20 protein-coding genes are annotated in these 22,154 nt (G+C 65.4%); 15 read left to right on the top strand and 5 right to left on the bottom strand.

The features are described from left to right. The first annotated feature begins 103 nt into the window (after window positions 1-103). Both F9K20_RS01110 and F9K20_RS01105 read left to right on the top strand, forming a co-directional pair. Window positions 104-430 (top strand): hypothetical protein, encoded by a 327-nt coding sequence (locus tag F9K20_RS01110; protein ID WP_290996974.1) that lies wholly within the window; start codon window positions 104-106, stop codon window positions 428-430. Between the two features lie 144 nt (window positions 431-574). Then, a complete protein-coding gene (locus F9K20_RS01105) occupies window positions 575-937 on the top strand; it encodes a hypothetical protein (protein ID WP_290996973.1) in 363 nt (120 codons plus the stop codon). 152 nt (window positions 938-1,089) lie between these two features. Here F9K20_RS01105 and hisH read toward each other — a convergent pair whose 3' ends face one another. Genes hisH through hisB form a run of 3 tightly spaced genes read right to left on the bottom strand, consistent with a single transcriptional unit; the run spans window position 1,090 to window position 2,881 of the window. Continuing rightward, window positions 1,090-1,743, bottom strand: a complete 654-nt coding sequence (gene hisH, locus F9K20_RS01100; RefSeq protein ID WP_290996972.1) for an imidazole glycerol phosphate synthase subunit HisH — start codon at window positions 1,741-1,743, stop codon at window positions 1,090-1,092. 6 nt (window positions 1,744-1,749) lie between these two features. After that, window positions 1,750-2,259: a DUF2628 domain-containing protein gene (locus F9K20_RS01095; protein WP_290996971.1), complete on the bottom strand. Its 510-nt coding sequence runs from the start codon at window positions 2,257-2,259 to the stop codon at window positions 1,750-1,752. Between the two features lie 25 nt (window positions 2,260-2,284). Next, on the bottom strand, window positions 2,285-2,881 hold the full coding sequence (gene hisB, locus F9K20_RS01090) for an imidazoleglycerol-phosphate dehydratase HisB (protein ID WP_290996970.1): 597 nt from the start codon (window positions 2,879-2,881) through the stop codon (window positions 2,285-2,287). A 123-nt stretch (window positions 2,882-3,004) separates the two neighbouring features. On the opposite strand from hisB, the gene hslV reads away from it, so the two are divergent. From hslV to F9K20_RS01065, 5 genes are all read left to right on the top strand, one after another. Continuing rightward, window positions 3,005-3,577: an ATP-dependent protease subunit HslV gene (gene hslV / locus F9K20_RS01085; protein ID WP_290996969.1), complete on the top strand. Its 573-nt coding sequence runs from the start codon at window positions 3,005-3,007 to the stop codon at window positions 3,575-3,577. 37 nt (window positions 3,578-3,614) lie between these two features. Then, window positions 3,615-3,938, top strand: coding sequence for a multidrug efflux SMR transporter (locus tag F9K20_RS01080; RefSeq protein WP_290996968.1), 324 nt, complete (start codon window positions 3,615-3,617; stop codon window positions 3,936-3,938). Between the two features lie 8 nt (window positions 3,939-3,946). Next, window positions 3,947-5,263: an ATP-dependent protease ATPase subunit HslU gene (gene hslU, locus F9K20_RS01075; protein ID WP_290996967.1), complete on the top strand. Its 1,317-nt coding sequence runs from the start codon at window positions 3,947-3,949 to the stop codon at window positions 5,261-5,263. Window positions 5,264-5,414: 151 nt separating this feature from the next. Continuing rightward, window positions 5,415-5,768 (top strand): DUF2946 domain-containing protein, encoded by a 354-nt coding sequence (locus F9K20_RS01070; RefSeq protein WP_290996966.1) that lies wholly within the window; start codon window positions 5,415-5,417, stop codon window positions 5,766-5,768. Window positions 5,769-6,009: 241 nt separating this feature from the next. Then, the gene (locus F9K20_RS01065; protein ID WP_290997123.1) at window positions 6,010-8,169 is read left to right on the top strand and encodes a TonB-dependent receptor; all 2,160 of its coding nucleotides are present in this window, start codon (window positions 6,010-6,012) and stop codon (window positions 8,167-8,169) included. A gap of 37 nt (window positions 8,170-8,206) precedes the next feature. Here F9K20_RS01065 and F9K20_RS01060 read toward each other — a convergent pair whose 3' ends face one another. Both F9K20_RS01060 and F9K20_RS01055 read right to left on the bottom strand, forming a co-directional pair. Next, window positions 8,207-9,268 carry a membrane dipeptidase gene (locus F9K20_RS01060; RefSeq protein ID WP_290996965.1) on the bottom strand — a complete coding sequence of 354 codons (1,062 nt, stop codon included), beginning with the start codon at window positions 9,266-9,268 and terminating at the stop codon, window positions 8,207-8,209. Between the two features lie 33 nt (window positions 9,269-9,301). Further along, window positions 9,302-10,567, bottom strand: a complete 1,266-nt coding sequence (locus tag F9K20_RS01055; protein ID WP_290996964.1) for a hypothetical protein — start codon at window positions 10,565-10,567, stop codon at window positions 9,302-9,304. A gap of 209 nt (window positions 10,568-10,776) precedes the next feature. Here F9K20_RS01055 and F9K20_RS01050 point away from each other — a divergent pair, with 209 nt between their 5' ends. The 8 genes from F9K20_RS01050 (at window position 10,777) to rlmN (ending at window position 21,995) form a co-directional block, all read left to right on the top strand. Further along, window positions 10,777-12,543, top strand: coding sequence for a sulfatase-like hydrolase/transferase (locus F9K20_RS01050; protein ID WP_290996963.1), 1,767 nt, complete (start codon window positions 10,777-10,779; stop codon window positions 12,541-12,543). A gap of 370 nt (window positions 12,544-12,913) precedes the next feature. Continuing rightward, window positions 12,914-15,556, top strand: a complete 2,643-nt coding sequence (locus F9K20_RS01045) for an arylsulfatase (protein ID WP_290996962.1) — start codon at window positions 12,914-12,916, stop codon at window positions 15,554-15,556. Between the two features lie 30 nt (window positions 15,557-15,586). Continuing rightward, a complete protein-coding gene (locus F9K20_RS01040; protein ID WP_290996961.1) occupies window positions 15,587-15,865 on the top strand; it encodes a hypothetical protein in 279 nt (92 codons plus the stop codon). Window positions 15,866-15,905: 40 nt separating this feature from the next. After that, complete coding sequence (locus F9K20_RS01035) at window positions 15,906-16,955, top strand: formylglycine-generating enzyme family protein (RefSeq protein WP_367115810.1); 1,050 nt, start codon at window positions 15,906-15,908, stop codon at window positions 16,953-16,955. 100 nt (window positions 16,956-17,055) lie between these two features. Further along, on the top strand, window positions 17,056-18,762 hold the full coding sequence (ybaL, locus tag F9K20_RS01030; protein WP_290996960.1) for a YbaL family putative K(+) efflux transporter: 1,707 nt from the start codon (window positions 17,056-17,058) through the stop codon (window positions 18,760-18,762). 92 nt (window positions 18,763-18,854) lie between these two features. Beyond that, window positions 18,855-20,237 (top strand): hypothetical protein, encoded by a 1,383-nt coding sequence (locus F9K20_RS01025; RefSeq protein ID WP_290996959.1) that lies wholly within the window; start codon window positions 18,855-18,857, stop codon window positions 20,235-20,237. A 208-nt stretch (window positions 20,238-20,445) separates the two neighbouring features. Beyond that, a complete protein-coding gene (locus F9K20_RS01020; protein ID WP_290996958.1) occupies window positions 20,446-20,649 on the top strand; it encodes a hypothetical protein in 204 nt (67 codons plus the stop codon). A gap of 140 nt (window positions 20,650-20,789) precedes the next feature. Next, window positions 20,790-21,995 carry a 23S rRNA (adenine(2503)-C(2))-methyltransferase RlmN gene (gene rlmN, locus F9K20_RS01015; RefSeq protein ID WP_290996957.1) on the top strand — a complete coding sequence of 402 codons (1,206 nt, stop codon included), beginning with the start codon at window positions 20,790-20,792 and terminating at the stop codon, window positions 21,993-21,995. Window positions 21,996-22,154: the final 159 nt, after the last annotated feature.

The following is a 22,154-nucleotide window of genomic DNA, read 5'->3' as shown; positions in this document are numbered from 1 at the left end:
GAACCTTCGCATGGACCGCAAGCCATCAGTTCGCTGTTATTGTCGGCGATAGAGGTTCAGCGGCTGGATAAGTCAAGGCCGCGCGTTACCGAGCGTCATCGTCATGGCCGTTGCACTTCTTGAAGCCGTTCCGCCCGCTGTTGCCCGCCATCCGCTGACCGAGGCGGATGCCGTCGATATCTGGATCGCCCGCTGGCTGCGCATCCGCCGCAAGGATCTCGTCAACCGCTACGGCTGCGACCCGCGCCGGCTCTATGAGATCTGGGAGGGCGCACGCTTTCCGGAGGCGCGCCCCAAGGCGCTGGAGGTATTCGCGCGGCGCTATCCCAGCCTCATGGATCGGGTCGACTTCGGGCCACACCAGCGCCATGTGCGTACCCCTCACCCCGACCAGCTATCTATGCTCGAGGAGTTGCAGGTGCGGCCTTGATACATCAGAACGGGGAGAGAACAAACGCTGGACAAACAGTATGATTCGTGCGATGTTCTCCCTACGTTCGCAGCCGCAAATGCAGCGCAATCCGGGACTAGTTTCGCGTCTCCCCCCGTGAAGCCACAGCCAGGAGACACCGCCATGCGCACCCTCATCATTTCCTACGACCTGGCCCAGCCGCACCGTAACAAGCACATCCTCGCGCAGCAGATCATGGCCATCGGGCAGTCCTGGGCCCGGCCCCTGGAGCAGACTTGGTACTTGCGTACCGAGGCGCGCGAGGAGCAGATCGAGGCGCAGCTGCGCGGCTTGCTCGATCCCGACGACGGGCTCTTGATCCAGGCGACGCGGGACGAGGCGGTGCTGACCAACACGGCGCTGCGCTGGTTCCGTCAGCGCCGCGCGGGGGTCGAGACGGGCGGGGACACCAACGTCATCGCCTTCCCCATGCCGGCGCCGTTCGTCGACGATCAGCAGGAGCTGCCATTAGCCGAAGCGTGCTGAGTTCTCTCTTAGTCTCTCTCCCCCTCCGGTAATGCGTGAAGCGTCGGGGCCCGATCCGCAGATCGGGCCCCTTTTGTTCGTAAGCCAGCACCAGTGTCATCCTCGGGCCTGGGCCGAGGATGACAAACTCATTAGAGCGCCATGCTCCCGCCCTACGGCTTCCAGCTCAGGAAGTTGGCGATCAGTTTGAGGCCGAGCGTCTGGCTCTTCTCCGGGTGGAACTGCGTGCCCGCCATGTTGTCGCGCGCGATCATCGCCGTCACCGGCCCGCCGTAATCGGTCTCCGCGACGACGGCGGAACGATCCTCGGGCACGAAGTGGTAGGAGTGCACGAAATAGGCGTGCAGGCCCTCAGGTCCGGTCGCGATGCCATCGAGCAGCACGTGCGGCGTGACGAGGCTCAACGTATTCCACCCCATGTGCGGGATCTTGAGCGTCTTGTCGCTGGGCTCGATATGGCGCACCTCGCCGGCGATCCAGCCAAGACCTTCGGTAACCTCGAACTCCAGGCCGCGCGTCGCCATCAGCTGCATGCCAACGCAGATACCGAGGAACGGGCGCCCTTTGACGCGCACGGTTTCCTCCAGCGCCTCGCGCATGCCGGGCACCGCCTCCAGGCCGCGCTTGCAGTCGGCGAAGGCGCCGACGCCGGGCAGCACGATGCGGTCAACCGCGGCAACGATATCGGGGTCGGCGGTGACGGTGATCTCGGCCTTGGCACCGCTCTCGCGGCTGGCGCGCTCGAACGCCTTGGCCGCGGAGTGAAGGTTGCCCGAGCCGTAGTCGATGATGGCGACGCGCTGCATCTTGGCCTATGCCCTCGCCCAGGCGCGGCGACCGCGCGCGATCGCGTCTTTCGCCTGCGCCAGCGCCGTTTGTGCCCACGTCGGGCCGGCGACGGGCGCTGCGGGGCCGGAGCCGAGGCGCGGGATCTCGGTGCGCGTCGGCAGCCACACCTCGAGAAAGCGGCGCTCGCAATCCTCGCTGTTGCGCCCGGCGACGGTGCCGACGAGGTGCCAGCCGCGCCGCTCCAGCGCCGCGCTGTAGAGGGCGCCGGCCTCGAAGCCGAACACGATCTGCGCGGCGAGCAGGATGGCGTTGGCGAGATCGGCGGCGCCGGCCGCGGTCAGTGCCCAGACGAGAAGGCCGGTGGCGCCGACGTAGATGGCGAACTCCAGCCACATGCGCTTCATCAGCAGCCAGATGGGCGGCAGCGCGGCGGCGAACCAAGAGAAGCCGTCCTTGACGAAGACGAGCTGCTCGGCGCTCTCAAGCCGGTCGGCCGAAACATTCGGCGGCTCGTGCACGCTGTAGATGACCACGCCGGTCCTCGTAGGCAGTTGAAGCTCAGCCAGCTAGCGTGCCTTTGGTCGACGGCACGCGGCCTGCCTGGCGCGCGTCGGTTTCGCTGGCTTTGCGCAGGGCGCGCGCGAGGCCCTTATAGCAAGTCTCGGCGATGTGGTGGTTGTTCTCGCCATAGAGGTTCTCGACGTGCAGTGTGATGCCGGCGTTCTGCGCGAAGGCCTGGAACCACTCGCGGAACAGCTCGGTGTCCATCTCGCCCACCTTGGGCTTCGTAAATTCCACCTTCCACACCAGGTAGGGGCGCCCCGAGATGTCGACGGCGACCCGCGTCAGGGTGTCGTCCATGGGCAGGTGCACGTCGGCGTAGCGGGTGATGCCCTTCTTGTCGCCGAGCGCCTTGGCCACGGCCTGCCCCAGCACGATGCCGGTATCCTCGGCCGTGTGGTGGAAATCGATGTGCAGGTCGCCCTTCGCCTTCAAGGTGATATCGATCATTGAATGGCGGGCGAGCTGCTCCAACATGTGGTCGAGGAAGCCGATGCCGGTCTGAATGTCGAAGGCGCCGGAGCCGTCGAGATCGACGCTGGCCGTGATCTCGGTCTCCTTGGTCTTGCGGGAAATTGTCGCCTGCCGCTTCAATTTAGGCCTCTTAGGCTGAGCTTGCCTCGCCGGAACCGAGCGTTTATCAGCTTGAGCCCTGCCGTTCCAGAGCCGCCCCATGCGGCGCGCGGGCCACAAGCCCGCAGTCCGGATGCTAATGCAATGCAAACTTCTGGCCCTCACGCGGACGAGCCGCGCTCCTGGCACGCCACTACCATACTGACCATTCGTAAAGATGGTCGTGTGGTCATCGCCGGCGATGGCCAGGTCAGCCTCGGCGGCACCATCATCAAGGCCAACGCCCGCAAGGTGCGCACCGTCGGCAAAGGCGGCGTCATCGGCGGCTTTGCCGGTGCCACGGCCGATGCCTTCACGCTGTTCGAGCGGTTGGAGGCCAAGCTGGAGCAGTACCCTGGGCAGCTGACCCGCGCCTGTGTCGAGCTGGCTAAGGACTGGCGCACCGACCGCTACCTGCGCCGCCTGGAGGCGATGATGCTGGTGGCCGACGCGGAGACGACGCTGGTGCTCACCGGCACCGGCGACGTGCTGGAGCCGGAGCGGCACGTCATGGGCATCGGCTCGGGCGGCAACTACGCGCTCGCCGCGGCGCGCGCGCTGCTCGATGAGCCGCTCGACGCCGAGGCGATTGCCCGCAAGGCGATGGCGATCGCCGCCGAGATCTGCGTCTACACCAACGACAACATCGTCATCGAAAGCCTGCCGTCCACCCGGTAGGAGCAACATCAGCAACGCCGCACGGAGAAACAATGTAATGGCGTGGGTCTACCTCCTGACTGCGGGCGCCCTCGAAGTCGCTGCCACCACCGTTTTCCGCTACTCCGCCGGGCTCAGCCCCAGCCGCATGATCCCGACGCTGTCGTTCTTCCTGTTGGCCGGCGCCAGTCTCTACTGCCTCAATCGATCCCTCGAAGGCGTACCTCTCGGCACCGCCTACGCCGTATGGACGGGTATTGGCGCGGCCGGGACCGCGGTACTCGGTGTGTGGGCCTTCGGCGAGGCGGCGACACCGCAGCGGCTCATGCTGCTGTTCGCGCTCGTCGGCTGCATCGTCGGCCTCAAGTTCGTCTCTGCCTGAAGGCTGCCATGACCCACTTCTCGCCGCGTGAGATCGTTTCCGAGCTCGACCGCTACATCGTCGGTCAGGGCGATGCCAAGCGCGCCGTCGCCATCGCCCTCCGCAACCGCTGGCGGCGCCAGCAGCTCACGGGCGAGCTGAAGGAGGAGGTGCTGCCGAAGAACATCCTGATGATCGGGCCGACGGGCGTCGGCAAAACGGAGATCTCGCGCCGCCTCGCCAAGCTGGCGGGAGCGCCGTTCATCAAGGTCGAGGCGACGAAGTTTACCGAGGTCGGCTACGTCGGGCGCGATGTCGACTCAATCATCCGCGACCTCGTCGAGGTGGCGTTGGCGCTGGTGAAGGACGTCAAGCGCAAGGACGTGCGCGCGCGGGCCGAGAAGAACGCCGAGGAGCGGGTACTCGACGCCCTCGTCGGGCCGGGGGCCTCGCCGGCAACGCGCGAAGCCTTCCGCAAGAAACTGCGCACCGGCGAGCTGAACGAGAAGGAGATCGAGATCCAGGTTTCCGAGTCCCCCGGCGCCGGATTGCCGATGTTCGACATTCCCGGTGCGCCCGGCGCCTCCATTGGTGCCATCAATATCGGCGACATGCTGGGCAAGGCGTTCGGGCAGCGCACGAAGCCGCGCCGCGTTACCGTCGCCGACAGCTACGACGTGCTCATCGCCGAGGAGAGCGACAAGCTGATCGACAACGATGCGATCGTCGGCGAGGCGATCCACGCGGTCGAGAACAACGGCATCGTGTTCCTCGACGAGATCGACAAGATCTGCTCGCGCTCCGATGTCGGTCGCGTCACCGGCGACGTCTCGCGCGAGGGCGTGCAGCGCGATCTCTTACCACTCATCGAAGGCACGACGATCTCGACCAAGTACGGTCCGGTGAAAACCGACCACGTGCTGTTCATCGCCTCGGGTGCCTTTCACGTGGCCAAGCCCTCCGATCTGCTGCCGGAGCTGCAGGGTCGCCTGCCCATCCGCGTCGAGCTAAATGCGCTGACGCGCGAGGATCTGCGCCGCATCCTCACCGAGCCGGAGGCAAGCCTCATCAAGCAGTACGTGGCGCTGATGGCGACGGAGAACTTCGCCATCAGCTTCGAGCCGAGCGCCATCGACGCCATCGCGGACGCTGCGGTGCAGGTAAATTCGACGGTAGAGAATATCGGCGCGCGGCGGCTGCAGACGGTGATGGAGCGCGTGCTCGACGAGATCTCGTTCGACGCCTCCGACCGCGGCGGGCAGGCGGTGGTGATCGATGCCGACTACGTCAACTCGCGCATCGGCGATCTGGCCAAGAACGCCGACCTGTCGAAGTTCATTCTCTGATGTGCATCAGGAAGATTTGGCAGTTTGTGCCCGCGCCGCCACAGCGCCGCTTCGCATCTGGTGTGATGCGGCGCGCTGACGCTTGAACGCGGCTGCGTAACGCCGTTACCCATTAGAAATGGGATGGGGAGTTCAGCGTACGTATAGGCGGATGGCCGCGGCCTGCGCGCTTGTCGGCATTGCGCTCTATGCGCTGCTGCTGCCCTGGCATCTCGTATCGCAGTTCGAGCGCCAGCTCTTTGGCGCCGAGTTCGGTGCCGCCGCGGAGTTGATCTGCAGCAGCGGTACGCAGAGCGGCGGCTCCCCCTCCATTCCCGGTGCGCCGACTACAAGCTGCCCCATCTGCAAGGGCCTTGCGGCGTTCCAGTTTGCTCTGGCTCCGGCGCCACTGGTCGTGGCGGCGCCCATGCCGTTGCGCTCGCCCGCGTTACTCGCCTTGCGCGAGGATGTTGCAGGTGCGGCAGCGCTTTCACCCAGAAGTCGCGGACCTCCTTCCCGAGCCTGAGAGCGTAGGATCACGGGGCTATGCGCTCTCCACCAGAGCAGCCCCTGGCCACGCCAAAGCCGTCTAACGCGTAGCCGCGCCGGTCACCGTGCGTGGTCGCTCAGTATCGTGTCGGGGAGTAGCGTTCATGTATCGGAGTTCTGGCGCACCGCTCGTTTGCGCGAGTGTGGTCGCAATCGTTGCAGTTACGGCAAGCGGACAAGCATCCGCGCAGGAAAATACGGCGGCTCCGTTGCCGCCAGTGATCGTCGAGCAGACCGCTCAGCCAAAAAAGCCGGTCAAGAAGGTCGCCAAGAAGAAGTCAACGGCGCAGGAGCCCTCGGGCGCTATCGGCGAGGATGCGGACGCAGACCATGCCGCCATGGGACATGGCGCTGCCGATATCGGCGTCGGCGCGAAGGGTCTCGCGGTGCCGCTCAACACGACGCGGCTCGATCAAACGGCTATCCGGTCCCAGCTCCCATCGACGAGCGACACCGCGCAGATAATGAGCCGGGCGCCCGGCGTGAGTATCTTCGGCGCGGGCGGTGTCTCCAGCCTGCCGGCGATAAACGGCCTCAACGACGACCGGGTGAAGATTCTTCTCAACGGAATGGTAGTCACATCCGCCTGCTCCAATCACATGAATCCACCGCTCTCCTACATCGATCCCTCACAGGTGGTGGTGGCAGACGTGATCGCCGGCGTCACCCCGGTCAGCAAGGGCGGCGATAGCCTCGGCGGCACGATCATCGTTGAATCCGCCGTGCCGCAATTTGCCGACGGCGATGGCGTCCGCACAGCGGGCAGTATCTCGGCTTTCTACCACAGCAACGGTGACAAGATCGGCACCGCTGCCACCGCCACGGCGGCGACGCGCAATGTCAGCATCGGCTACGCGGGTGCGTGGACGAAGGCCGACAACTACGAGCGCGGCGATGACGGCGGCGAGGTGCGCTCGACACTATATCAGGCGAGCAACCATGCGCTGACCTTTGCTGCCAAGGATGCCGATGATCTCTTGATCGTGCAGGGTACCTACGCGGCGATTCCCTACCAGGGCTTCGTCAACCAGCGCATGGACATGGTCGATAACGAGGCCTGGCTCCTGAATGCGCGCTATGTGGGCCGCTTCGACTGGGGACTGCTCGATGCGCGCGCCTTCTATCACAGCACCAAGCACAAGATGGACATCCTCGAGGACAAGCAGCCTGGGCATATGCCGATGTATACCGACGGCACCGACGCCGGCTACTCGGTGAAGGCAGAGATTCCGCTTTCTGGCGTCGACCTATTGCGCGTCGGCAGCGAGTTCCATCATCAGGGCCTCGACGACTGGTGGCCGCCGGTTCCGAACAAGGCGCCGATGATGGGTCCGGACACCTTCTGGAACATCAACGACGGGCGCCGCGACCGGCTCGGCACCTTCGTCGAATGGGAGCATCGGTGGGACCGCGCTTGGTCGACGCTGCTCGGCGTGCGCAACGACATGGTGTGGATGGATACGGGCGATGTCGTCGGCTACAGCATGATGTATGCCGCGGACGCGGCCGCCTTCAATGCCAAGGATCACTCTCGCACCGATGCGAACTTCGACGTCACGGCGCTGGCGCGGTACGAGCCTTCGGCGACTGAGATCTACGAGCTCGGCTATGCGCGCAAGACCCGATCGCCGAACCTCTATGAACGCTATGCCTGGAGCAGCGGCAACATGGCCGCGAACATGATCGGCTGGTACGGGGATGCCAACGGCTACATCGGCAACCTCGATCTCGAACCGGAGATTGCCAACACGGTGAGCGTCACGACGGGCTGGCACGACAGGGCGCACCGCGAGTGGGCCCTCCACGTCACGCCCTACTACACGTACGTCGAGGACTACATTGATGCCGACTTCGTGGCCACGCAATCGAATGCGAACTTCGTCAAGTTGCGTTTCGCCAATCACGATGCGCGCCTCTACGGCGTCAACGTGTCGGGCACCACCGTGTTGTTTGAGAGCAGGGAGAGCGGACGCTTCGACCTGTCGGGTGTCGTCGGTTACGTCAACGGCGAGAACCTCGACACGGGCGACAGCCTCTATCACATGATGCCGCTCAACGCCCGGGTGGCACTGCAGCACCGTCTCGGCGGCTGGTCGAGCGCGCTCGAGTTGGTGGCGGCTAGCCGCAAATCGGACGTGAACGACCTGCGCAACGAGCCGGTGACGCCGGGCTACGCGCTGGTCAACATGCGCACGAGCTACGAATGGGAGAACATGCGCTTCGACCTCGGCGTCGACAACCTGTTCGACCAGCTCTACTACCCGCCGCTCGGCGGCGTCGATTGGGCCGACTACAAGGCCGGCGGCCAGATGGGTCGCATCGGCGCGGTGCCCGGCGAGGGACGCTCGTTCAACGCCGGCGTCACCGTGAAGTTCTGAAGTCGAAGCGGGGCGGCGCGAGATCGTTGCCCCGCTCTCAAGCCTGGCGGGCAGACATGGCGGTCTTCAAGACGCGGGCGAAGTTGCCGATGGCGAGCTTGTGGATGCTCTCCCCAGGAAAGCCGGCCTTCTGCCAGTAACGCACAACCTTCTGCAGGTCGGCGTAGCTGGCGATGGCCGGGCGCGAGATAGCGTTCATGTCGGTGCCGAAGGCGACATGATCGTCGCCCAGCCACTCGCCCAGCTCCCAGACTCGTTGCGCGTAGGATTCCGGCGTCGCACCGACGTCGGCACGCATCGGCCACACCCCGACGACGCCGCCCTTCTCCGCAATCAGCTTCGCCGTCGCCAGCGAGAGCTGGCGCGCCTGCCAGACGGGCATCTTCCAGTTCGGCTGGCGGGTGCGTGTCACCGACGAATGCGACCAGACGAGCGGCTGCGTCGCCACCTCCAGCGCCTGGCGCGCGGCGATGTCGGTGCAGTGCGCGAGGTCGACGAGCATGCCGAGGCGGTTGCATTCCTCGATCACCTGGCGGCCGAGGTCGGTGAGACCGTCGTACTGCGGTGCCTCGGTCTGAAAGTCGCCGAGCGGGTTCTCGATGTAGTGCACGAGCTGCACGCTGCGCACGCCGAGCTCGTAGGCATGCGCCAGCGGCGCCGTATTGTCCTCGACGAAGGTGGCGCCCTCGACCGTCAGCACGACGTGCGGCTCCCCGGCGAGCGCCTTGTCGACGTCTGCGGGGGTGAGCGCGAGCTTCAGGTTCTCATCGGCGATGTGCTGTTTGATGCGGGCAAGATCGTCTTCGAACCAGGCGATGGCCTCGCCGCGCCTCGGCTGTCCCTTCTGCTTGATGCCTTTGCCCGTGATGCGTAGCCACGGCACGTCGCCGACCAGCGACCAGGCGACGAGCGTGGCGTTGCCCGCCGCCATCGAGCGCCCGAGCGGCTTCTTGGCCGGCGTGTTGTTACCGAAGAAGAAGAGGTGGGAGTGCATGTCGCCGATAAAGACGGGCGCGGCGTGCTCAGCACCTGCCGGCTCCACGGCAGCGCAAGAGGCGGCGAGCGCCCCGAGCACGAATTGCCGGCGGTCGATGTCCATTACCTGCCGCGCCCCCGCTTGGGACGCGCCCGCTTACTCGATCACCACGGTGGCCACGTAGTCCATGGTGCGATTGTTGTTATTGGCGGGCAGCAGCGAGTTGATGAGGTAGGACGTCGGCGAGTAGTTCTCGGCGATGCCCGCCCAGTTGAAGCCGGTGCCGATGAGGCGCGCACGCCAGTGCTGCCACATGCGTCCGGTCATGCCGATGTAGTAGTTCTTCAAGCGCTCGAAGCGCGGCTGCATCTCCTCGGCGACCTTGCGGTGGCCCACCGACATGTTGGCGAGGCCGGCGGGATTCTCGACGAAGATGCTGTCGAGCAGCGGCCGGCGCTGATCGTCGGGCAGGTCCATCTGGTCGATGACGAGGAGCGGGCCGTCGGCGAGGCCGGAATAGGATCTCCGGCCGTGGTTCGGCAGCACGTTGCCGGTGGCCTTCATCGGCTCCATCGGCTCCTTGATGCAGGAAGGTACGCGGCTGCCGTTGAAGTCGCCGTCGCTTTTCGCCGGATCGCAATTGCGCAGCGACAGGAGCGACCACACGAACTCCGAGCAGTACAGGTCGAGCGGCTTGCCGCTGTTGCCCTGGCCGAGGGCGATCTGGCCGAACTCCTTGACGAAGGTCAGCGGGCGCCCGGGCCGGAACTTCGGCGCGTTGTAGTCCTGGTTGAAGCTGATCTGGCTCGGATAGACCCTCTTGGAGTTGTCGTTGAGCCGTTTGGCCCACGCATAGAGGTTGGCCTTCTGCGCGTCCGTTAGGCTCCGCGGGCGGATGATGTGCAGGTAGTTGAGCGTGCGGTAGTGCTGGCTCGTCAGGTCGCCGCGCCCGACGTACTCGCCATCGAGCGGGTTATCGAGGTTGCGCACCACGCCGTCCTTGCCGACGTAGGCGAAGCCCGTGTGGCTGATACCCATCTGGATGTTCGGGTAGGCGCCGGCGCCGCCCCACTCGGTGCGGAAGGTGAGCAGGATGTCGCCGGTCTGCACGAGGCCGCTCTGCCCGAGGCGCTTGGCGAGGCCGGAGCGCTTGGCGACCACGAGGCGCAAGCCGACGTCGCCTTGCGCTTTCAGCGCGTCGGGATGCTTGAAGTCGATGAGCTTGTCGGTGGTCTTGATGTCCTTTGGCAGGCTCGCGCGGGCGCTCGCCGGCACGGCGAAGTAGACGGGGATCTTCAGCTTTTTGGCGAGGTCGGCGTTCGTCTTCTCGTTGAAGGTGAACTCGGCGGCGAGCGCAGGCTGCGCGCCGGCAGCGGTGATCGCCGCCATAGCGATGGCTACGGTCTTCTTCTGCAAAGACATTGGAGCGTCTCCCCCACGCGACTTTGACTGTTGGCTTAGCATGGCGCCGAGCGACCCCCAACCATCGTCGTCCGATTGAGGCACAGTCAGGATACAACCTATTAAGCATGTCGGGCTTAGGGTGCAGGGGCGTCCAAAACTGGGCAGCGCGCCCGCGCATCGGTTATCGCGCGCCCGCCCGTGGCCATTGCCAAAATGGAGCTTCACCCATGAAGCCGTTGTTTTTCCGCGCCCTGCTGACCGCGCTGCTGGCCGTCGCATCACCCTCTGCATTTGCCCAAGGGGCCGCCGAGAACATTCGCGGAGCGACCACCGGCCCGACGACCGCCCGCGGCTTCAGCCACCCCGAGCAGTATATTCACCTGCAGGACGTTAAGCCGGCCGACAACATGTATCCGGTGGTGCTGCATCCCGAGCAAGACAAGGCGGCGCGCGAGAAGCTCGCGGCGCTGGAGAAGAAGACCGGCAAGAAGCCGAACATCCTACTGTTCCTGATGGACGACGTTGGCTGGATGGACCCTGGTTTCAACGGCGGCGGCGCGGCGGTCGGCAATCCGACGCCGGTGATGGACAAGCTCGCCAACGAGGGGTTGATCCTCACCTCGGCGTACTCGACACCATCATGCTCGCCGACGCGGGCCACCATCCACACCGGCCAGAACCCGCTGCACCACGGCATCTTGCGCCCGCCCATGTACGGCGAGGCGGGCGGTCTCGACGGCGCCATCACCATGCCGCTGCTCTTAAAGCAGTACGGCTATGTCACGCAGGGCGTCGGCAAATGGCACATGGGCGAGAACAAGGGCTCGCTGCCGCAGAACGTCGGCTACGACGACTACGTCGGCTTCCTCGGCGTCTCCGACATGTACACCGAGTGGCGGGACGTCTACTTCAACCCCGAAATCGCGCTGAGCCCCGAGCGCTTCAAGATGCTCGAGGACGATGCGTTCAATCACTACGAGGTGCATTGCACGGCGGCCGACAAGGAGAAGTGCGAGAACGGCAAGTTGATCGAGCTCAACTACGTCAAGGAGCTCGACAAGCACTGGCTGAGCGTAAGCCTCGACTTCCTGCAGAAGATGCAGGGCTCCAGGCAGCCGTTCTTCCTCTACCACGCGACGCGCGGCTGCCACTTCGACAACTATCCGTCGGACGAGTGGGCCGGCCGGTCGCTGTCGCGCACCGTGTACGGCGACTGCATGGTGCAGATGGATTACACGCTCGGCAAGCTCATCCAGAAGCTCACCGACATTGGCGAGCTGGAGAACACGCTCATCGTACTCACCTCCGACAACGGCCCCGAGTGCGAGATCCCGCCGCACGGGCGCACGCCGTTCCGCGGCTGCAAGGGCTCGAGCTGGGAAGGCGGCGTGCGCGTGCCCACGTTCGCCTACTGGAAGGGGATGATCGAGCCGCGCAAGTCGGACGGTCTGTTCGATCACGCCGACTTCCTGCCGACCGCCTTGTCGCTGGCCGGCGTGCCTGGGGCCGAACTCGCCAAGCTGTTTTCCAAGACGACCTACATCGACGGCGTCGATCAGGCCGCGTTCCTCGTCGCCGACGGCGGCGTCTCGGCGCGTCGCAGCCGGCCCTACACGCTCAACCAGTACTACTCGGCGATGCGCATCGACGAGTTCAAGGGCGTCGTCACCGGCGAGATCGAGAACGCGGTGGTGCAGAAGGGCGACTGGGGCGGCTTCACGGGCTCGATCTTCACCGACACCGGCGGCGCCGTGTTCTTCAACCTCTATACCGATCCCAAAGAGGACGTGAGCGTCGGCATCCGGCACATCCCGATGGGCGTGCCGCTGATGGCCGCCTCCGGCTGGTATTTGAAGGAGCTGATCAAGTATCCGCCACAGTTCAAGATCGGCTTCTTGTCCAACAACCCGCCCGTCTACGACCTCATTCCCAAGGTGCAGGAGATGAAGAGGGAGCAGTTGGAGAAGAACGGCCTCGGCCGCCCGACACCGTAGAGGATGCCGGCATGCGCGTCGGACGCTCCGCTGCCGTAGGCGATGCGGCGAGTAGGCGGATGCCGTTCCAATGCGTTAAGCAATTCGGTCGGCAGCCGCTAGACGCCGCGGTCGTTCAGAGCGCACTCTTCGCACCTTGAAGCCGCGCTAGATGGGGCCGGACACTACGCATTCCAGTGCGAGGCTGGAAATGCGTTCAGTTGGCATAGGTTATTGCGCGCGCTGCGCGCTTGCCGGTTTCCGCCTTGCGGCCTGCGCCCGCGGCGCCCCCTCCATTGATGACATCACCGCTCGTCTCGACCGCCGCGCATCTGCTCGGCCCGGCAGAAGCACCCCCGCGGGGCCCATCCTGGAAGAGGAGACGGCTGCCATGAGAACGACGTTGCTCACTTTCTCCAGCCTCAGCCTGCTGCTCCTTGTCTGCACGCCGGTGCTGGGGCAGCAGACGACCGGCGTGCCGGGCTCGCCGAGCGCCACGACGACGATCGGTGGAGAGGAACTCCCCGCACCCGATCCGAAATTCGGCGGCGTGATCAAGGACGATGCCCTGCAATCCAAGCCCTGGTGGGCGCCGCGCATCGTGCCGCCCGCGGGTGCGCCCAACGTACTTCTGATCATCACCGACGACGCCGGCTTCGGCGTGCCGAGCACGTTCGGCGGAGTGATCCCCACGCCGACCATGGATCGCATCGCGAACGAGGGTCTGCGCTACAACCGCATGTTCTCGACGGCGCTGTGCTCGCCGACGCGCGCCGCGCTGATCACCGGGCGCAACCACCACTCGGCGGGATTCGGCGTGGTCTCCGAGCAGTCGACCGGCTTCCCTGGGTACAACAGCATCATCGCCGAGGACAGGGCCACCATCGGCCGCGTCCTGCTGGATAACGGCTATGCGACGTCGTGGTTCGGCAAGGACCACAACACGCCGGCGTTCGCTGCCAGCCAGGTCGGGCCCTTCAATCAGTGGCCGACCGGCATGGGCTTCGAATACTTCTACGGCTTCGTCGGCGGCGACTCCAACCAATGGCAGCCGAACCTCTTCCGCAACACCACGCAGATTTACCCCTTTCAGGGCAAGCCGCCCGGAACGTGGAACCTCGTTACCGCCATGGCTGACGACGCGATCGACTGGATGACGCGGATGCACCAGACCGATCCCTCGAAGCCGGTCTTCATCAAGTACGCGCCCGGCGCCACGCATGCGCCGCACCACCCGACCAAGGAGTGGGTGGACAAGATCAGCGCCATGCACCTCTTCGACGACGGCTACAACAAGGTGCGCGAGCGCATCTTCGAGAACCAGAAGAAGCTCGGCGTGATCCCGAAGGATTCGCAGTTGGCGCCCTGGCCGAATGAGATACTGAAGCCGTGGGATGAGCTCACCGCGGAGGAAAAGAAACTCTTCATCCGCCAGGTCGAAATCTTCGCCGCCTATGCCGCCTACAACGACCATGAGATCGGGCGCGTGGTTCAGGCCTTCGAGGACCTCGGCAAGCTCGACAACACGCTCGTCATCTATATCAACGGTGACAACGGCACGAGCGCCGAGGGCGGACCGCTGGGCACGCCGAACGAGGTCGCCTGGTTCAACGGTGTCAGCATGATGCCGGTGGCGGAGCAGATGAAATGGTACAATGTCTGGGGCACCGAGCAGACGTATAACCACATGTCGGCAGGATGGTCGTGGGCCTTCGATACGCCTTTCGACTGGTTCAAGCAGAACGCGTCACGGCTGGGCGGCACCAACCAGAACATGGCGGTGTCGTGGCCGGCACGCATCAAGGACAAGGGCGGCTTGCGCGAGCAGTTCGTGCACGTGATCGACGTCGTGCCGACCATCCTCGAGGCCGCCGGCATCCGCGCGCCGGAGGTGGTCGATGGAATCAAGCAGGCGCCGATCGAGGGCACCAGCTTCGCCTACACCTTCGACGCGGAGAACGCCAAGGAGCCGGCGCGCCATACGACTCAGTACTTCCAGATGATGGGCCAGTGGGCGCTCTACAAGGACGGCTGGCTGCTCAGCACCAAGGTCAATCGTGCGCCTTGGGAAGCGTTCGGCCCGGCCAATCCGGATCCGCTGAACAACCAGGTGTTCCAGCTCTACGACCTCAGCGCGGACTTCACCCAGTCCAACGACATTGCCGCAAAGAACCCAGAGAAGGTCGAGGAAATGAAGGAGGCGTTCATTGCGGAGGCCAGGAAGTATCAGGTCTTCCCGCTGGACGCGTCGGTAGCGGCGCGCATCGTCGCGCCACGGCCGAACATCACCGCGGGCCGCAGTGAGTCTGTCTACACGCGGCCGATGGTCGGCCTGCCGCAGGGCGACTCGCCGTTCCTGCTCAACACCTCCTTCACGGTCACTGCCGATATCGATGTGCCGGAGGGCGGTGCCGAGGGGATGATGCTGACTTCGGGCGGGCGCTTCGCCGGCTACGGCTTCTACCTGCTCAAGGGCAAGCCGGTGTGGCTGTGGAACATGCTGGACCTGGAGCGCATCAAGTGGGAAGGCCCCGACGCACTGACACCCGGCAAGCATACCGTCGAGTTCAATTTCAAGTACGACGGCATGGGCCCAGGCACGCTGGCCTTCAATAGCTTCAGCGGCGTGGGCCGCCCCGGTACCGGTACGCTCAAGGTAGACGGCAAGGTCGTCGATACCAAGACGATGCCGAAGACGCTGCCGATGATCCTGCAGTGGGACGAGAGCTTCGACATCGGCTCCGACACACTGACCGGCGTGAACGACGCGGACTACCAGCCGCCGTTCGCGCTGACCGCGAAGCTCGACAAGCTGACGATCAGGATCGATCGACCGCAGCTTACGCCCGAGGACATCAAGAAGCTGGAGGGCGCGATGAAGGCTGCCGCGGACGGACCGGTCTCGGGAGATCTCAGTCTGGTTCAACGATTGGAAGAGCGGCTCGACAAGAGAGAGGACTGCCGCAAGCAGGCCGATGCGCAAAAGCTCGATCCGATCGAGCGGATTCAATTTGTGCGGAAATGCTTGCAGTGAGGTGCAAGCTGAAGACGGCTGGAGGTCGCCATGCTCATCGATCCAGCTCGTCGTATTGTGTCCGCCGCGCTTGCCGTGGCGCTGCTGGCCGCGTCGGGTGATCGCGCACGGGCGCAAAGCTCAGAGCCAAAGCAGGACGCGCCGAGCGAGGCCGAAGAGATCTTGAAGGAGTCCAGGAAGAACGATCCTGAGACCCCCAAGGAGATCGCGGAGTGCATGAAAGAGTGGGTGCCGCAGACGCAAATGACCAAGGAGGAATGGGCTGCGAGTTGCCGCAGCACGCTCCGTTATTTCCCCGAGAGCCCCTAATATCCGCCGACAACTGATTCTCCGGACGGCACGGGTGATCATGAAAGTCCTACGCATCAACGCCCCAGCAATCCTCGGCGTCCTCATAGTCGGCATAGCCGGTGGTGCCGCAAGGTCCGAACCCAATGTGTGCTCCGTATCCCCCGCGGCCGTGGGCAGCGGCGAGACGGCCGGCATGGCGTTCGTGCCTGGCGGCGCGTTTGCCATGGGCTCCGATCGCCGCGAGCTGGAGGAACGGTCGACGCACCTCGTGCGCGTCGATGGCTTCTGGATCGATGTACACGAGGTGACCAACGCGCAATTTCAGCGCTTCTTCGATGCCACCGGCTACGTAACGCGCGCCGAGCACGGACCCGATGCCGCGAAGAAGCTGGACGAGGAGGTCAGCGGTCCCGGCTCGGCGGTGTTCGTGCAGCCCAAGGAAGGCGGCGACATCACCCGCTGGTGGCGGTACGTGAAAGGCGCCAACTGGCGCCAGCCGGAAGGGCCCGGTTCATCGATCGCCGGACGCGAGAACCATCCTGTCGTGCACATCGCCTACGAGGATGCGCTGGCCTTCGCCAAATGGCTGGGGCGCGAGCTGCCGACGGAGGCACAATGGGAGTACGCGGCGCGCGGCGGACGCGAGGATGCCACCGAGGTGGTCGGCGCGTTCGATGCCGACGGCAAGCCGGCGGCCAACACCTGGCAAGGCATCTTCCCTGTGTTCAACACCAAGGACGATGGCTATGCCGGCTCGGCGCCGGTCGGCTGCTTCAAGCCCAACGGCTTCGGCCTTTACGACATGATCGGCAACGTGTGGGAGTGGACGAGCGACTGGTACTTGGCTGGCCATCAGCGCGCGCCGGCGACGAATCCCATGGGCCCCAACCTCATGCAGGTGCGCCTTGCCCCGGGGGCCACACCGATGAAGGTGATCAAGGGCGGCTCGTTCCTGTGCGCGGGGAACTTCTGCGCCCGCTATCGCGCCAGCGCGCGCCAGCCGCAGGAGATCGATCTCGGAACCAGCCACATCGGCTTCCGCACCGTCTTGAACCGCGACCCTGCGACGAACCAAGCCCCTTCCCCTAAGTCAAGCCCCTTCCCCTAAGTAGAGACTCGCACAGCTCCGCACCTGTGCGAGGAGGGGTGCTTTTTCAGCATCAGTCCTTACAGTGGCGCCTCAACCCCGAACAAGGGCGCCCCGAGGAATGCCGCACGACACACCGCTGATCGCCACCATCGTCATCGGACTCTGTCTCGCGTTTTTCCTTGGCGCCATCGCGCAGCGCATCCGCGTCTCTCCGCTGGTTGGCTACCTCCTCGCCGGCGTTGCCCTCGGACCCCATACGCCCGGATTCGTCGCCGATCAGGCGCTGGCGAGCGAGCTGGCCGAGATCGGCGTCATTCTCTTGATGTTCGGCGTCGGGCTGCACTTCTCGCTGAGGGACCTATGGTCGGTACGGGCCATCGCCATCCCCGGCGCCATCGCGCAGATCGCCGTAGCAACGGGATTCGGCGCCTGGCTCGGCCACATGCTCGGCTGGTCGATGGGCGCCAGCGTCACCTTCGGCCTCGCGCTCTCGGTGGCGAGCACCGTCGTGCTGCTGCGCGCCCTACAGGAGCGCCGCGTCATCAGCACCGAGCGCGGGCGCATAGCCGTCGGCTGGCTGATCGTCGAGGATCTCGTCATGGTGCTGACGCTGGTGCTGCTGCCGGCCCTTGTGCCGTTGCTCGACGGCAGTCTCGGTAGCGCCACGCCGTCCGTTGCATCGGAGATCTTCCAGACGCTCGCGCTGACGGTGGCCAAGGTCGCCGCTTTCATTGCCATAATGCTCATTGTTGGCCGACGCGTCATTCCATGGATCCTGCACTATGTCGCGCACGGCGGTTCGCGCGAACTGTTCCGCCTCGCGGTGTTGAGCATTGCACTCGGCTGCGCCTATGGCGCGGCGCAGCTGTTCGGCGTCTCGTTTGCGCTCGGTGCCTTCTTCGCCGGCATGATCTTGAGCGAATCGACGCTCAGCCAGCAGGCCGCCTCCGAGACGCTGCCGTTGCGCGACGCCTTCGCGGTGCTGTTCTTCATCTCGGTCGGCATGCTGTTCGACCCCATGATCCTCGTCCGCGATCCGCTTCCCGTGCTGGCGACGGTCGGCATCATCGTGGTGGTCAAGTCGCTCGCCGCACTGCTGATCGTGCTCGCCTTTCGCTACCCGCTCGGCACGGCGGTGACCATCGCCGTCAGCCTGGCGCAGATCGGCGAGTTCTCTTTCATACTCGCTGGCCTCGGCGTGACGCTCGGCCTGTTGCCGCCGCTTGGCCGCGAGCTGATTCTCGCCGGCGCGATCATCTCGATCCTGCTCAACCCGCTGCTGTTCTTCGCGCTCGACGGCCTCAAGCCCTGGCTCGAGGCGCGCGAAGCGACGCCGCCTGCCAGCCCGCCGGCGCAAGAACCCGCCGGCGGTGACGAGATCGAGGCTACGCAACAGCAAGGGCATACCGTGATCGTCGGCTGCGGCCGCATCGGCTTTTGGCTCAGCGAGGCGCTGGCAAGAGGGGGCGTGCCGCTGTTCGTCATCGACGAGAAGGACGACGTCGTCGCCAAGTTGAGGGCCCGCAACATCGAGGCCGTTGCCGGGAGCGCGCCGGCGGCGCTGCCGGCCGCCAATCTGGCGCGCGCCAACGCTCTGTTCGTCGCCGTGCCGGCCGCTTTCGAGGCGGGGCAGATCGTCGCGCAGGCGCGCGCTGCCAATCGCGATCTCTTCATCGTCGCGCACGCCCATTCTGATGCGGAGGCGGCCTATCTGTCGAACTACGGCGCCAACGCCGTCGTGCAAGGCTCGCGCGAGATCGCCGACGCGATGGTGGCGCGGCTGTCCGCTGCGCCTACTGCTATGCAGACGGCACAGGGCAGCTAAGAGCTCGGCCGAGCGTCCACACTTCTGTCGATTTTGATCTGCAGCAACGGACATCGATCGCGTCAGTTGCGCAGAGCGGGGCAAGCGACGATATGCAGAGCCGAAAGCACCGCCGCAGCCATGGGCCGGCGCATCACGCCAAGATCGCCGCGGCGGCCTTAGCAGTCGTGCAGTGGGCCGCCTCACCTGCGGAGGCCGCGCCCGGCGGCTGCGCAGCGGTCAATCGCGGCGCGCTGAATGCCGACGTCGCCGCCGGCGCGCCCCTCACGCGGCGGCTCGGCCTCGAGCAAGGCGACCTGCTCAGCTTCACCACGCGCGGTGTCGCCGTCGCGCTCGTCGACGGACCCGGCGCGCCTTCGACGCTGATCGGCGGCTCGGCGGAAATGACGGCGTCCTTCAAGGCCCCGGCGGACACCACTTATACGTTCCAGTTCAACGCGAGCAGCGGGCAAGCGGCAAGAGTGATCGTGTCCTGCACCTCGACGCGCACGGAGGCCGCCAATGCCGCCTTCCTGGAGCGGCGCAAGGCGCTGCTGAACGAGCGCGACCCCGATCGCTTGCGCATCGACCGCGCGCCGACACCCATTGCCAACCCGGATAAGCCGCTATCGAGCACGGTTGCCGTCGACGATGACGGACGCGCCAAGAACGTCGAATTCTCGGTGAGCCTCTCGGAGATCGCGGCGGCGACGCAGGGCGGCAAGCCCGAGCCCGGCATCGTCGATTTCTGGCTCGAGGGGCGCATGCAGAACTATGCCGCGGGCAGCCTCGACACCGGTTCCACCGACGGCAATCTCGGCGTGCTGTATCTCGGCACGCGCTCGATGCTGGGCCCTGATATCATGGTGGGGGCGCTGGCGCAGCTCGATCGCGGCGTTGAAAGCGCCGCGCACGATGCGCCGGAAATGGCGGCGAGGGGATGGATGGTCGGGCCGTACATGAGCATGAAGCTCGGCTCTGGCGTCGTCTTCGACAGCCGCGCCTCCTGGGGCGAGACGGAAAACGCGGTGGCCAGCCCCGAGATCGGCGACAACTTCACCGAGCGGCGTCTCGTACGCGGCAAGCTTACCGGCACGCGCGAGGTCGGCGGCTGGAAGGTCGCGCCGAGCGTCGGTCTCGTCTACGTCGAGGATGCCGTCCGCGATTCAGCCTCGGGTGAGACGAAGGCCGCCGGCACCGGCAAAGTCGAGGTGCTGCCGGAGGTCTCGAAGCGATTTTCTGTCGACGATACGACGTTCATCGAGCCGCGCGCGGCGGTCGGCGCCTTCGTCGGCTTCGATGGTCTTCAGGCGCTCAATCCGGCAGTACCGGCCACCGGGCCGACCGACGTGCAACTGAAAGCGGAAGCGGGCGTCGCCGTGGGCGTCAAGGACGGCTCGACGCTGCAGGCGACGGGCGGCGTCGAGAGCGGCACCGCCAGCACAGCGGACACCTGGAGCGGGCGTTTGCAGCTGAACATGCCGCTCGGAAAGTGACGCCGCATCGCACTGCAGCACGATTCAATTTTGTCAACATTTTCCTTTCACTCATGCAACGGAAAGTTATTTCTAGTGTCACACAGGTCACGTATAGTGATTGTTGTAGGTGATCGGATGCAGCTGCGGATCCCCTGCTGGAGAGTGGCAGGCACAACCCCCCGAACCGCCTTTCCGTAGCGCCGGTCTCCTGCGAAGGAGGTGACGCATGGCATGTCCGAAGATCGAAGTCCGCGGCAAGAGGGTCATCCTGCTGAGCGGGTTTCGCGACACGGTCGACGCAGCCCGCCCCCAGGTTGTTCTCGATGAAGCGGACGTGAAACAAGCCGACGAACTGCGGCAGTCAGCGAGACTGCACCCCGACGCGGTGGCCTTCGGCTACGTCGCCGGCCGCTGGGTACCGGCCGCCTGAGCCGAACCCGCGGGGCTCTCGCCCCGTTCCAAGCCTGGATGTCCTCTTATTGCAATCCCCAGACCCTGCCGGGGTCTGGGGATTTGCTGTATGCGGGGGGCAGCGTTAGATAGGGGCGAGCCCGCTTCACCCGGATCGACATGATTCTGACGCTCGATACGCCATCTGCAGCCACCGCTGCCGACAAGCCCTCGCTCGCCGGTCTCGGCCGCGAGGGACTGCGCGCGGCACTGGCCAGCGTCGGGGTGCCGGAAAAGCAGCTGCGCATGCGCGGCAATCAGCTGTGGAGCTGGCTATACGTGCGCGGCGTGGCGAGCTTCGACGCCATGACCGACGTCGCCAAGGAGCTGCGTGCGGCGCTGGCCGAGCGCTACACCCTGGCGCGGCCCGAAATCGTCAGCGAGCAGGTGTCGGTCGACGGCACGCGCAAATGGCTGTTGCGCCTGCCCGCACTGGGCCGCGACGGCAAGCCGCCGGAGATCGAGACGGTCTACATCCCGGAGGCCGATCGCGGCACGCTGTGCATCTCGAGCCAGGTCGGTTGCACGCTCAATTGCACATTCTGCCATACCGGCACGCAGCGCCTGGTGCGCAATCTGACGGCGCAGGAGATCGTCGGCCAGATCCTCTTGGCACGCGACCGCATCGGTGACTGGCCGGGCGCCGAGCCGCCGGGTGATGGGCGCCTGCTGCCCACTTGCGAGCGCAAGATCACCAACATAGTGCTCATGGGCATGGGTGAGCCGCTCTACAACTTCGACAACGTCAAGGCCGCGATGGAGGTCGCCGCCGACGGCGAGGGGCTGTCGGTATCGAAGCGACGCATCACGCTGTCGACCTCGGGCATCGTGCCGGAGATCGGCCGCTGGGGCGCCGTGACCGGCACCATGCTCGCCATCTCGTTGCACGCGGTGCGCGATGAGCTGCGCGACGAATTGGTGCCGATCAACCGCAAGTATCCGATCGCCGAGCTGCTCGATGCCTGCCGCAACTACCCGGCGCTGTCGAACGCGCGCCGCATCACCTTCGAGTACGTCATGCTGAAGGGCGTCAACGACAGCCTCGCCGAGGCCCGCGAACTGGTGCGGCTGCTGGCCGGCATTCCGGCGAAGATCAATCTCATTCCGTTCAACCCGTGGCCGGGGGCGCCCTACGAGTGTTCCGACTGGGCGCAGATCGAGCGCTTCGCCGAGGTGGTGAACAAGGCCGGCTACGCGAGCCCGGTGCGCACGCCGCGCGGACGCGACATATATGCCGCGTGCGGGCAGCTGCGCTCGGCGAGCGTCAAGCAGCGGGCGAGCGCCGGCGCCGTGCCGGCCGATGCAGCTAGTGGCAGCGGAGCCTGACCTAGCGTGATGATCGAGAAATTCGCTATCGTCAGCTGCGAGGTGTCGAGCGAATTTCTCGATCATCACGCTAGCAAATCAATGGTTCTAGTGCCCCTTATGATTGCGAAGTTCGCTCCCCACCCCAGCAACGAGCTTTGGCGAACTTCGGAATCGGGG

This window comes from Hyphomicrobium sp., assembly GCF_009026145.1.
Taxonomy (GTDB): Bacteria; Pseudomonadota; Alphaproteobacteria; order Rhizobiales; family Hyphomicrobiaceae; genus Hyphomicrobium_A.
The sequence above is the reverse complement of the archived record's forward strand: the minus strand, read 5'-3'. Positions and strand labels throughout refer to the sequence as shown.